Source organism: Campylobacter concisus (assembly GCF_002092855.1).
Classification (GTDB): domain Bacteria; phylum Campylobacterota; class Campylobacteria; order Campylobacterales; family Campylobacteraceae; genus Campylobacter_A; species Campylobacter_A concisus_AI.
This window is the reverse complement of record NZ_LVLC01000001.1, coordinates 326,284-339,256: the sequence shown is the minus strand read 5'-3', so window position 1 is coordinate 339,256 and position 12,973 is coordinate 326,284. Positions and strand designations below refer to the sequence as shown.

Here is a 12,973-nt window from a genome sequence, read left to right as displayed (position 1 = left end):
CTTTGATAAAATCCCACTTTTTATATTAACTTTAAGGATAGAAATGAAAAGGACTTATCAACCTCATAAAACCCCTAAAAAACGCACTCATGGCTTTCGCTTAAGAATGAAAACTAAAAATGGCCGCAAGGTAATAAACGCTAGACGTGCCAAAGGTAGAAAAAGATTGGCTGCTTAGCTGGTTTTGAGTCGTTAAGCGGCTCAAAAGAATTCTCTCAAGTTTATAAAGAGGCTAGCAAGTGGCATTGTGATGCTTGCATTGTTTTTTATAAACCAACAAATGAAAAAAAAATAGCAGTAGTTGCTAGTAAAAAAGTAGGAAAAGCGGTAGTTAGAAATAGAGCTAAAAGACTTTTGAGAGCCGCTTTTTTTAACATTTCTAGTGAATTAAAAGATGGCACATATATTATGATCGCAAAAAATGGAATTACAGAAATTTCATTTGAAAAAATTTGTAAAAATTTAAGTTGGTCTACAAAAAAAATGGGATGTTTAAAATGAAAAAAATTGCGATTAAAGCTATCGCTTTTTATCAAAAATATATTTCCATACTTCTACCAAAAAGCTGTCGCTATTACCCGACTTGTTCACAATACGCGATTTGGGAATTTCAAACAAATAGTTTTTTTTCTGCTTTTTTTGCAACCTTCATGCGAATTTTAAAATGTAATCAGCTTTTTAAAGGTGGTATAAACTACCCAATTATCTACAAAAAATTTAACTTATGTTTTATATCTCAAAAAAGTGACACTAGAAATATAAATTTTTGGTTTGTCCCTTGTCAGAATAGTAAATTTTATGTTGTAAAAGTATTAGATAAATTAAAGGAAAAAAAATAAAATGGAACAGATGTCTATGCAAAAAAGGTTGCTTCTTGCAGCGCTTTTATCTATTGTTTTTTTTATAGTGTATGATTTTTTTATGCCAAAAAGGGTGATACCTGAGCAAAACCAAACTACAATGTCTCAAACAATAGATCAAAATAAAGCTCCAAATATAAATCAAAATACACCAGAATCAAATGAAAATTTGGCCTCAAATGAGATAATCGCTACTATCAAAGCTCAAAGCTACGAAGCAAAAATAGATAAGCTAGGAAGAATTTCAAAATTCTATCTAACTGAAGATAAGTATAAAACAGAAGATGGTAACAAAATTGAGCTTGTTTCACAAAATCCATTGCCACTTGAGCTTAGATTTAACGATAGTACTTTAAATACTGATGCTTTTAAGGTTGCATATAGCAGTGATGCTAGCGAGATAGATGCCAGCAGCGAGCCTAAAACTATAAAACTTACTCAAAATTTGGATGGAGTTACTGTCACAAAAAATATCAAATTTTACCCAAATGGTAGATATGAAGTTGAAGTAAATTTAAGTAAAAATGTTGATTATTTCATCACTCCTGGTTTTAGACCAAATATCGCGATAGATAGCTACACAGTTCATGGCGTTATGCTTAGAAACACAGACGATAGCCTAAATATCATAGAAGATGGCGATGCAAAAGAGGTTAAAAACTATGCAAATACCACAATAGCGGCCGCATCTGATAGATATTATACAACGCTATTTTACTCATTTGAAAAGCCATTTGAAGTAGCCGTAGATAAAGATTCTAACAATAATCCTATTCTTTTTGTAAAGGCAAATGATAATTTAAAATTAGGCGCATATATCGGACCAAAAGAGCATAAAATTTTAAGCTCAATGGACGAGAGACTAAACGACGTTATTGAGTATGGTTGGTTTACATTTATAGCAAAACCGATGTTTGCATTTTTGAATTTCTTACATAACTACATTGGCAACTGGGGTTGGGCGATAGTTGTGCTAACGCTTGTTATAAGGATAGTTTTATTCCCGCTTACATATAAGGGTATGTTATCCATGAACAAGCTTAAAGAGCTTGCTCCAAAGGTAAAAGAGCTTCAGACAAAATATAAAGATGATAAGCAAAAAATGCAAGTTCATATGATGGAGCTTTATAAAAAGCATGGTGCAAATCCGATGGGTGGCTGCTTACCGATCTTGCTCCAGATTCCGGTATTTTTTGCGATCTACCGCGTCTTACTAAATGCGATCGAGCTAAAAGGTGCTCCTTGGATACTTTGGATACACGATCTTTCGGTAATGGATCCATATTTTGTATTACCTATTTTGATGGGTCTTACGATGTTTTTACAGCAAAAGCTTACACCAACGACATTTACTGATCCTATGCAAGAAAAGGTGATGAAATTTTTACCTCTTATATTTACATTTTTCTTCGTGACATTCCCAGCCGGTCTTACACTTTACTGGTTTGTAAATAACGTTTGCTCGGTTGTTCAGCAAGTATTTGTAAACAAACTTTTTGAAAAACATAAAAAAGCTACGGAGGTAAAGGCTTAATGAAAATAGAAGCAAATACCCTTCAAGAGGCATTTCAAAAGGCAGCTGAGCAACTTAACTGCTCAGTAACTCAGCTTGATATAAAAGTTTTACAGCATCCAAGTAGTGGTTTTTTGGGATTTTTTAAAAGAAGTGCGATCATCGAAGCAAATTTAGAAAATCAACCAAAACCACAACACAAGCCAAAAAATGATAAAAATTTTATTAAAAAAAATGATGAGAACGAGGCTATAAAAGAAGATAAAAAGCAAGCTAAAAAACACGATCATGGTGATAAAAGGCGAGGCCCTAAAAAACATAGAGATGAAAAAAGCGAAACTAAATTTGAGCAAAAAGAACATAAAAATGAAAAGTCAAATTTAAGTGAAAAAAATGAAGCTCTAGCTAAAGATGCATTTGCTCAAAAGAGTGAAGAAGAAGCTGAACCAGGATATGTGATAAAGAGACTTGATGAGGCAAAAGAAATAAAGGAGCCACAAGCTAGCAAAAATGCTCCTAAAAATATTTTAGATAATTCTATTATTGAAAATTTTAACCAAACTGATGAAGAGAGTGCGGCTCAAGCTTTACAAAAAGAAAAAAAAGAAAAAGCAACAATCGACTTTGATAAAATTTTACCTGAGATCAAAGATGGCATGAACCGTCTTTTTAAGGCAAGTTGTTTTGATATTAGTAAAATTGAAGTTAGCAAATTTGACGATGAAACGGTGCTTATAGAGCTTGATGGAGCTGATGCGGCTCTACTTATAGGTAAAGAAGGTTATAGATATAAAGCGATATCTTATATGCTTTATAACTGGCTAAACTCAAAATATAATCTTGCTATCCGTCTTGAGATCGCACAATTTTTGCAAAATCAAGAAGCGATGATGGATCAATATTTAAATGGCGTGATCGAGCGTGTGCAAAATAGCGGTAGAGCCCAAACGAAGCCACTTGACGGGGTTTTGGTCAAGATCGCACTTGAGAAGCTCCGCGAAAAATTTCCAGATAAATATGTCGGCATAAAAAGTGGCAATGACGGCAAATTTGTCGTCGTAAATGACTTTTTTAAAAAATGAGTGAAACTATCGCAGCCCTTGCCACAGCTTATGGCATCGGCTCAGTTTCTATCGTAAGGCTTAGCGGCAAGGATGCTCTAGTCACCTCTTTAAAACTTCTTAAACTTTCAAATTTAGAGCCAAGATACGCAAAACTAGCCAAAATCTACTCCCTTGATGATGAAATTTTAGACGAGGGCATCGTTATATATTTTAAAGCTCCAGCAAGCTTTACGGGCGAGGATATCGTTGAGTTTCAAACTCATGGCGGCGTGATGGTGAGCGAGAGAATTTTAAACGAGCTAATAAGAGCTGGTGCGAGGCTTGCAATGCCGGGTGAGTTTAGTAAGCGAGCATTTTTAAATGGCAAGATGGATCTAGCTAAGGCTGAGGCTATGCAAGGGCTCATCACTTCAAAAAGCGAGATCGCTGCTAAAATTTTGACCCGCCAGATGCAGGGCGATCTTAGTAAATTTGTAGGCGAGATCAGAAGTGAAGTGGTCAAAACTCTTGCCTTTGTTGAGACGATGATTGATTATGCTGATGATGATCTGCCAGCAAATTTACTAGAGCAGACTAAGCAGATGCTTTTAAAAAATATCGAGAAGCTAGACCGCATAGCCACACTTAGCGAGCAAAGAAGAGGGCTAATAGATGGCTTTAAGATCGCTATCGTTGGTAAGCCAAATGTTGGCAAAAGCTCTATTTTAAACTCATTTTTGGCATACGAGAGGGCGATCGTTAGCGACGAAGCGGGCACTACTAGGGACAGGATAGAAGAAAATTTCAAGATCGGCTCACATCTAGTTTGTATAATAGATACCGCTGGCATCAGAAAAGATGCTGGGAAGATCGAGCAAATCGGTATAAACTATTCTATTTCTGCCATAAACGAAGCTGACATCATCCTGGCTGTCTTTGATTGCTCAAATCCAAGTGATGAGCAAGACAGAGAGATAATTAGACTCGTTTCCAGCTCAAACAAAAAAGCCTTTTTTATCTTAAACAAAAGCGATCTTGCATTTAAATTTGACATAGAGCTAGAGGGTGCTATCAAAATTTCAGCAAAAAATGACACGAGCATAGTTTTAAAAGAGCTTGAAGCTTATCTTAAGACACAGGATACTGATGAGATCATGCTAAGCTCAAACCGCCAAATTTTAAGCTGTAAAGAGGCTAGTGAGGCTTTAAAAAGAGCCTTTTTAAGACTCAGCGAAGAGGAGCTAGAAATTTTTGCTTATGAGCTAAATAGTGCGATAAAGGCGCTTGCAAGCATCACAAAGCCATTTGAGAGAAGTGAAATTTTAGACGAGATGTTTAGCCATTTTTGTTTAGGAAAATGATAGTTTTTTTGGTTAAAATTTTCGTTTTTTAAAGGAGATACGATGAAAATTTTACTTATAAATGGTGGTAAAAAATTTGCCCACTCAGATGGTAGACTAAATCAAACACTTCACGACCTTGCATGCGAGAAGCTCGCAAAAATGGGTCACGAGATAAAGCAAACCAAAATAGATCATGGCTATGATATAGAGGCTGAAGTCGATAAATTTATATGGATGGACGCAGTAGTTTGGCAGATGCCAGCTTGGTGGATGGGTGAGCCTTGGATAGTTAAAAAATATATCGATGAGGTCTTTACCGCAGGTCATGGCAAGCTTTATACGAGCGATGGCAGACACAGGGTCGATCCAACTAAAAACTACGGCAAGGGTGGCTTGCTAAATGGCAAGAATTTTATGCTAAGCCTTACTTGGAATGCCCCAGCTGAGGCATTTAGCGATCCAAATGAGTTTTTTGATGCGCGTGGGATTGATGGGGTTTATTATCATTTCAGAAAGGCAAATGAGTTTTTGGGCATGAAGCCACTTTCATACTTTGTCTGCTACGATGTTATCAAGATGCCAGATGTGCCAAGATATCTAAAAGAGTACGAAGCGCATCTTGAAAAAGTTTTTAAAAATACGAAATAGAAATTTAAAATAGAAACAAAACTGCAAATATAAATAAAAGTGGCAATAAAATAGCTACGAGCTAGGTTTGAAAATTTTGCCACTTTTTATTGCTATGCTAGTTAAAATAAAACACTGGCATAAATTTTAAAATGCTAATATAAAAAGGCCTTATCAAAGTAGGCAAATTTCTCTCAATAATGCTTTATTCTACTAAATTTCAAAAGGCTTTTTAGTAACTTTTTATAAGCAAGATTGTAAAATGGCTTAAAATTCTTAAAAGGTTACATCAATGGATAAAGCTACCATACAAGCACATAAAATCAGCGACGAAGAGTATGAGGAGATCTTAAAAATTTTAGGACGCGAGCCAAATTTACTAGAGCTTGGCATATTTTCAGCGATGTGGAGCGAGCACTGCAGCTACAAATCAAGCAAAAAATACCTAAACGGCTTTCCGACAAAGGCGCCTTGGGTCATCCAAGGACCTGGTGAAAATGCCGGCGTCATCGACGTTGGAGACGGGGTTGCTGCTGTGTTTAAGATGGAGAGTCACAACCATCCAAGCTTTATCGAGCCGTTTCAGGGCGCTGCAACTGGCGTTGGTGGAATTTTAAGAGATGTCTTTACGATGGGCGCAAGAGTCGTTGCGAATATGAACTCGCTTCGTTTTGGCGAGATAAGAGGCGATGGCGAGCTAGCCAAAAAGCATAGATATCTACTAAAAGGAAGCGTCGCTGGTATAGGACACTATGGCAACTGTATGGGTATCCCAACGATCGGTGGCGAAACTACCTTTGATCCTAGCTTTAATGGCAACATCCTAATCAACGCTTTTGCGCTTGGTCTTTGCAAAAGTGATGAAATTTTCTACGGCAAGGCTGAAGGTGTGGGCAACCCAGTCATTTACGTGGGTTCAAAGACCGGTAGAGACGGACTTGGTGGCGCTGTGATGGCGAGCGATAGCTTTAACGACGAGAACAAATCGCTTCGCCCAACGGTGCAAGTAGGCGACCCATTTGCTGAGAAACTGCTTATGGAAGCTTGCTTGGAGCTCTTTAAAAAAGACTACATCATCGGCATCCAAGATATGGGCGCGGCAGGACTTACAAGCTCTAGTTTCGAGATGGCTGGCAGAAGCGGCAGTGGCATGAAGATGTATTTAGAGCGCGTACCGATGCGTGAAGTTGGCATGACGCCTTATGAGCTAATGCTAAGCGAGTCTCAAGAGCGCATGCTAATATGTGCCAAAAAAGGCTATGAGCAAAAGGTGCTTGAAATTTTTAGAAAGTGGGACCTTGACGCTGAGATCATCGGCGAGGTCACAAGTAGCGGCGTGATGCAGCTTTACTGGCATGGTGAGCTTGCAGGCGAAATCCCTATCGGCCCACTTAGCGAGGCAGCTCCGGTGCTTGATCGCCCAGTTGCACGTCCAAAATATCTTGATGAGATAGCAAATTTAAAAATCCCAAATAATGTTGATAACAAAAGCGCATTTTTTAAGCTTTTAAAAGAGCCAGAAGTGCTAAATAAAAGCTTTATCTACGACCAATACGACGCAAATATCCAGACAAACACGATAAAACAGCCAGGGCACTTAGGCGCTGCAAGCATCAGAGTAAAAGGCACTAAAAAGGCTGTCTCTATGGCTGCGCAGTGCGATCCTAGAGCAAATTTTGTTGATCCAAAAATTGGCGCTGCAAGAGCAGTTGCTGCAGCTGGCAGAAAGGTAGCGATGAGTGGCGCTGTGCCACTTGCGATCACCGACTGCCTAAACTACGGCAACCCGCAAAATCCAGAGGTTATGTGGCAGTTTAAAGAGGGATGTGAAGGTATAAAAGAGGCTTGCCGTGAGCTAAATACACCAGTTGTTAGCGGCAATGTGAGCCTTTATAACGACACTGACGGCGTAAGCGTCTATCCAACGCCAGCCATCGTAACGGTTGGTGTAAATGAAGATGCAAATTTAAACCTAAAAAGCACATTTTTAAGCGAGGGCAGGGCGATTTACTTGCTTGGCGAGACAAGCGGGGAATTTGCTGCTTCACTTTACGCAAAGGCGCTATTTAACGTGGTTGGCGGAAAGCTAAAAGAGGTTGATTATAAAGTTGAGCGAGCTCTTTGGGACCTAGTGATAGAGGCAAATAAAGAGCAAAATTTAGAGTTTGCAAATAGCATAGGCGTAGGCGGTCTTGCTATCACGCTAGCAAAAATGGCTAGCATCTCAAACATCGGCGTAAATTGCGAAATAAAATTTAAAGAGCCAAATTTCATCTTTGATGAAAGCTTTTCAAGAGCAGTCGTAGGAGTGAAAGACGAGGCTAAATTTGAAGCACTTGCGGCCAAATTTGGTGTGAAATTTGAAAAGATTGGCGTTAGTGGTGGCAAGAGATTTAAACTAAATGATATCGATGAGAGCGTGGATGAGATAAGAGAAATTTATCTAAATGAGTTTGCAAAAATAGTTAGAAAAGAGGATTAAGAAATGGCTTTAAAAAAGAGCAAGGTCGCTGAGGCTGAAAATGAGCAAAAGGAAACAGAACAAGTTGAAAAACGAGGCGTAGCAAAGCCGCCAGTACTTTTTAGTAAGACACAAAATTTAATAAAATCAATCGAAAAAAGACTAAACGCTACTTTGATAACTTACTATAATTCAAACGCTGGTAGCGTTTGCGGTAACGATGCAAGTGCTATGTATGAAATTTTAAAGGGTAAAAAGATAGATACTGCCTATCTTTTTATAAAAAGTGACGGCGGAAGTGGTATCGCCGCTCTTAGGATCATCACTACACTTAGAAATTACTGCAAAAATTTAATAGCTCTAATACCTGCAAACTGCGCCTCAGCTGCTACCATGATGGCACTTGGCGCAAATGAGATCGTCATGGGCCCACTTGCCTATCTAACGCCTGTTGATACTTCACTCAAACACGAGCTTAGTCCGACAAACAAAGGCAATGAGCTTGTGAGCGTTTCGATGGACGAACTTAGTCGTGTTGTTAAGCTTTGGAAAGAGCAAGACAAAGATAGGCCAAACGACACAAACCCTTATAACTCGCTTTATGAGTATATTCATCCGCTAGTCTTTGGTGCAGTTGATCGTGCTAGCTCACTATCGCTTAAGATTTGCACCGAGCTTCTTAGGTATCACATCGATGATGATAAAAAGATCGCAGAAATTTCTGAAAGGCTAAATGGCGACTATCCAGCTCATGAATATCCAATCCTATTTAGAGAGGCGCATGAGATCGGCCTTCATGTAAAAAAGATGGATGATGATCTAAATGAAATGCTTCAAGAGCTAACGCTACTTTACTCTGAGATGGGTCAGCGGGCTTTTACTGACTACGATGAAAATAGCTACCACGATAACAATATCGCAAACATCATCGAAACAAATGGCAAGCAAATTTATTATCAGATAGATAAAGACTGGTTCTACCGCCCTGAAGAGCGTCGCTGGAATGTGATGAACGACGAGAGCTCTTGGCGTAAAAACGAACTAGTAAATGGCAAAATAAAAAATACTATCTATCACTTGTGGTAATATGTCTGGAGTCCTGTTTTTACTGATATTAGGCGGTGCGATATTTCTCTTTATGAATGTCCAAATAGGTAGTAACCGCAAGAAACAAGCAGATGTAGATGAGGCTAAATTTCTAGTCTCACTGCTTGCAAAAGTAGCTAAAAGTGACGGCAGAGTTAGCGAGCTAGAGGCTAGGCTGATCACTCAAGTGCTAGATGATCTAAGCCAGAAAGTTAGCGGCGTTAGCGGTGTGCGTGAGTATCTAAAAGAGATTTATAAGAGCCAAAAAGAAAATGTAGATAACGCCTATGAAACCGCTAGAAACTACAAGAGTGCATTTAATCTAAACTACGATATATGCGTCGCTAGGCTCACATTTTTTCTAAATTTAGCCTACATCGATGGAGAATTTAACAAAAATGAGCAAGATGTTATAAGAAATATCGCTTATGGATTTGGCATTGATAAAGAAACGCTTGATGAGATCATCTCAAAATTTGATGGCTTTTATGGCTCAAGATTTGAGGCAAATCCCGATGAAATGGTCCAAGAAAAAGATGCGTTTGAGGTTTTAGGGCTTAGTAAAAATGCAAGTCTTGAAGAGGTAAAAGCTCGTTATAAAGAGCTTGTAAGGCAGTATCATCCCGACATTTTAATGGGCAGGGGAGAGAGTAAAGAGGTGATCGAACGCTCAACTAAAAAGCTTCAGGAGATAAACGAGGCTTATGGGCGATTAAAAGAGAAATTTGGAGTTTAGATGAAGAAATTTATTATTTTGCTGCTAGCGGTGGCTGGCTTTTGTAATGATTTTAAAGTGGTAAATGTCGATGGAAAAGAGATAAAATTTAAGCTTACGCAAAGTGAGCTTTATCAAGATCAAAAGTTAGTCATCAGCAACTACGATGTTAAAGATAGCAATGTGAGCATAATATTTATCGATAAAGATGGCAACAAGAGCGACATTATGTCAGTTCAAGCAAAAAAATTAAATGAAATTAGTGAGTATATCTTTTCGTATGATCGCGGCATAAAGGTGATGAAATTTAGCTCGAAAAAGCCGATATGCGAGGCACTTGAGAAAGAGGAACCTGTAAATTTAAGCGTATTAGATGCGAGATATTTTGATGGCAATCAAATTTCAAGCTATGCCTTTAGCGTTGATATTGTTGGTCAAAAGCGTGAAAACTTTGTAGAGAGAAAAGACTATTATATAGATGCAGCTGCAAATGTTATGGTTACGCTAGAAGCCTTATCGATAAAGAATATCGCAAAGGATATAAAAATGGGGCAGCTTCTGCTTGTAAAAGGTATGTGTTTAACAAAAAGATAAAAATTTAATAAAGGAGAAAAAATGAGAGCATTGCTTAGCGTTAGCGATAAAGAGGGCATTGTAGAGTTTGCAAAGGGGCTAGAAGAGCTTGGCTGGCAGATACTTTCAACTGGCGGTACATTTAAGCTTTTAAAAGAAAATGGTGTCAAAGCGACTGAAGTTAGCGAATTTACGGCGTCGCCTGAGATGTTTGAGGGCAGAGTAAAGACGCTTCATCCAAAGATCCATGGTGGCATCTTGCACAAACGTGACGACGCTACGCACGTGGCGCAGGCAAAGGAGTATGGCATCGAGGGCATAGACTTGGTTTGCGTAAATTTATATCCATTTAAAGAGACTACCATCAGGACCGATGACTTTGCTGAGATCATCGAAAATATCGATATCGGCGGCCCAGCTATGGTAAGAAGTGCAGCTAAAAATTTTAAAGACGTGCTTATCGTTACAAGCGTGCTTGACTACGATGAAATTTTAAAGCGCCTAAGAGAAAAAAGTGATGATTACGAGTTTAGAAGATCGCTGATGATAAAGGCTTACGAGCACACAGCGGCTTATGACAGCACGATAGCAAACTATATGAATGATAGATTTAATGGTGGTTTTGGCGATGCTAGATTTATCGTTGGAAGCAAGGTTTTTGACACGAGATACGGCGAAAATCCACACCAAAAAGGGGCACTTTACGAGTTTGATTATTTCTTTTCAAACAACTTTAGAGCCCTAAAAGGCGAGGCAAGTTTTAATAATATGACCGACATAAATGGCGCGCTAATGCTTGCAACTAGCTTTGAGGATGCGCCAGCAGTGGCTATCATCAAACATGCTAATCCTTGCGGCTTTGCGGTAAAAGATACGTTACTAGAGAGCTACGTGGCAGCGCTTAAGTGCGACCCGATCTCAGCATACGGCGGCGTGGTGGCGATAAATGGCACGCTTGATGAGGAGCTTGCTAAAAAGATAAATGAAATTTATGTTGAGGTCATCATCGCTGCAAATGTCGATGAAGCAGCGCTTAAGGTCTTTGAAGCTAAAAAACGTATCAAAATTTTCACTCAAGACAATAAATTTTTAGTTCGCTCAAATGATAAATTTGACTTTAAGCACGTTGATGGTGGATTTGTATTTCAAGAAAGAGACTATGTAAAGGACGAAGAGCTTGAAAATATGAAGCAAATGAGCAAAAAATTTGCAACTGGTAGTGAGCTAAAAGATGCCCAGATCGCGTGGAAAGTGGCTGCACTAACGAAGAGCAACTGCGTAGTTTATGTAAAAGATGGCGCAATGGTAGCTATTGGCATGGGTATGACAAGCCGCGTTGATGCTGCTCGTGCAGCCGTGGCAAAGGCAAAAGAACTAAAGATCGATCTAAGCGGTTGCGTACTTGCAAGCGAGGCGTTCTTTCCGTTTAGAGATAGCATCGATATCGCTAGCAAGGTTGGCGTAAAATGTGTCATCGAACCAGGTGGCAGCATCAGAGATGATGAGGTGATAGAGGCTGCTGATGAGCATGGCATGTCGCTATACTTTACTGGCGTTAGACACTTTTTACACTAAAATTTAGGGGCGCTTGCCCCTTTCTTCACACTTTATAACTTTAATTTTCGTATAATCTTTCAAAAATGAAAGGAGATAGAATGAAAAAGATCTTAAAATTTATCTTAATGGCAGCAGTGTTTTTTGGTTTAAATTTGATGGCAAAAGATGAGCTTATAAAGGAGCAGACGATGGCAGGGCAAAATTTAAAAGAAATTTATCTAGCAGGTGGTTGCTTTTGGGGTATGCAGGGATATTTTAAAAAGATATTTGGCGTAGTGGATACAAAGGTAGGCTACGCAAATGGTAAGAGCGAAAATACTAGCTACCGCGAGCTTCATGAGAGCGATCATGCTGAGACACTTTATGTAAAATACGACGAAAATAGAGTCGCTTTGGCTGAAATTTTGGCTCATTTTTTTAGAGTAATCGATCCGACCTCTCTAAATAAACAAGGCAATGACGTCGGTAGGCAGTATAGAAGCGGAATTTACTATGTGAGCGAAAGTGATCTGCCAACGATAGAGAGCTTTATGAAAATAGAGCAAAAGAAATTTAAAGATAAGATCGTGGTTGAGGTGGCGCCACTTAAAAATTTCGTCTTAGGCGAAGAGTATCATCAAGACTATCTTGATAAAAATCCTTTTGGATATTGTCACATTGACCTAGGTTTAGCCGATAAACCGCTTTACGATGAGGCGAAATTTAAGCCGCTTAGTAAAGATGAGCTAAAGAAAAATTTAAGTAGCGAGCAGTATGCCGTGACGCAAGAAGCTGCAACTGAGAGGCCATTTAGCAGTGAGTATGATAAATTTGATCAAAAAGGCATTTATGTAGATATAACGAGTGGAAAGCCACTTTTCTCAAGTGCAGATAAATTTGATGCAGGATGTGGCTGGCCAAGCTTTACAAAGCCTATAACGACAACAGCTCTTTCATATAAGGAGGATAACTCGTTTATGATGAAAAGGGTCGAAGTTAAGTCGCAAAATAGCGATGCGCACCTTGGGCATGTTTTTGACGATGGCCCAAGCGATAAGGGTGGGCTAAGATATTGCATAAACGGTGCGAGCCTTAAATTTATACCGCTTGAAGATATGGCAAGGCTGGGATACGAGGAATTTATACCTTATGTAAAATAGCTTTTGTTGAAGCAAATCAATAGTTTAAAAAGTTTAATCAGAGTATAATTCTCCAA

The 12,973-nt window shown here is 38.8% G+C and carries 13 protein-coding genes; all 13 read left to right on the top strand.

What is annotated here, in order from left to right; all coding sequences use genetic code 11:
• Positions 1-43: 43 nt before the first annotated feature.
• The 13 genes from rpmH (at position 44) to msrB (ending at position 12,917) form a co-directional block, all read left to right on the top strand.
• A complete protein-coding gene (rpmH, locus tag A3223_RS01690) occupies positions 44-178 on the top strand; it encodes a 50S ribosomal protein L34 (protein WP_002940373.1) in 135 nt (44 codons plus the stop codon).
• Complete coding sequence (gene rnpA, locus A3223_RS01685) at positions 166-501, top strand: ribonuclease P protein component (RefSeq protein WP_072594909.1); 336 nt, start codon at positions 166-168, stop codon at positions 499-501. Before rpmH ends, rnpA begins: the two co-directional genes overlap by 13 nt.
• The gene (gene yidD / locus A3223_RS01680) at positions 498-839 is read left to right on the top strand and encodes a membrane protein insertion efficiency factor YidD (protein WP_084108264.1); all 342 of its coding nucleotides are present in this window, start codon (positions 498-500) and stop codon (positions 837-839) included. Before rnpA ends, yidD begins: the two co-directional genes overlap by 4 nt.
• Before the next feature lies 1 nt (position 840).
• Positions 841-2,394 (top strand): membrane protein insertase YidC, encoded by a 1,554-nt coding sequence (gene yidC / locus A3223_RS01675; protein ID WP_084108262.1) that lies wholly within the window; start codon positions 841-843, stop codon positions 2,392-2,394.
• Positions 2,394-3,455, top strand: coding sequence for a Jag N-terminal domain-containing protein (locus tag A3223_RS01670; protein ID WP_084108260.1), 1,062 nt, complete (start codon positions 2,394-2,396; stop codon positions 3,453-3,455). Before yidC ends, A3223_RS01670 begins: the two co-directional genes overlap by 1 nt.
• Complete coding sequence (gene mnmE / locus A3223_RS01665; protein WP_084108258.1) at positions 3,452-4,777, top strand: tRNA uridine-5-carboxymethylaminomethyl(34) synthesis GTPase MnmE; 1,326 nt, start codon at positions 3,452-3,454, stop codon at positions 4,775-4,777. Before A3223_RS01670 ends, mnmE begins: the two co-directional genes overlap by 4 nt.
• Before the next feature lie 42 nt (positions 4,778-4,819).
• Positions 4,820-5,407, top strand: coding sequence for an NAD(P)H-dependent oxidoreductase (locus A3223_RS01660; RefSeq protein WP_084108256.1), 588 nt, complete (start codon positions 4,820-4,822; stop codon positions 5,405-5,407).
• Between the two features lie 271 nt (positions 5,408-5,678).
• Entirely contained in the window at positions 5,679-7,868 is a 2,190-nt protein-coding gene (purL, locus tag A3223_RS01655) for a phosphoribosylformylglycinamidine synthase subunit PurL (RefSeq protein WP_084108254.1), read from the top strand.
• Between the two features lie 3 nt (positions 7,869-7,871).
• Positions 7,872-8,933: an SDH family Clp fold serine proteinase gene (locus tag A3223_RS01650; protein ID WP_021090859.1), complete on the top strand. Its 1,062-nt coding sequence runs from the start codon at positions 7,872-7,874 to the stop codon at positions 8,931-8,933.
• A 1-nt stretch (position 8,934) separates the two neighbouring features.
• Complete coding sequence (locus A3223_RS01645; RefSeq protein ID WP_084108252.1) at positions 8,935-9,669, top strand: TerB family tellurite resistance protein; 735 nt, start codon at positions 8,935-8,937, stop codon at positions 9,667-9,669.
• Positions 9,670-10,242 (top strand): hypothetical protein, encoded by a 573-nt coding sequence (locus tag A3223_RS01640; protein ID WP_084108250.1) that lies wholly within the window; start codon positions 9,670-9,672, stop codon positions 10,240-10,242. It abuts the gene before it with no gap.
• 21 nt (positions 10,243-10,263) lie between these two features.
• Positions 10,264-11,796: a bifunctional phosphoribosylaminoimidazolecarboxamide formyltransferase/IMP cyclohydrolase gene (purH, locus tag A3223_RS01635; protein ID WP_084108247.1), complete on the top strand. Its 1,533-nt coding sequence runs from the start codon at positions 10,264-10,266 to the stop codon at positions 11,794-11,796.
• A gap of 80 nt (positions 11,797-11,876) precedes the next feature.
• Positions 11,877-12,917, top strand: a complete 1,041-nt coding sequence (msrB, locus tag A3223_RS01630; RefSeq protein WP_084108245.1) for a peptide-methionine (R)-S-oxide reductase MsrB — start codon at positions 11,877-11,879, stop codon at positions 12,915-12,917.
• Positions 12,918-12,973 lie beyond the last annotated feature (56 nt).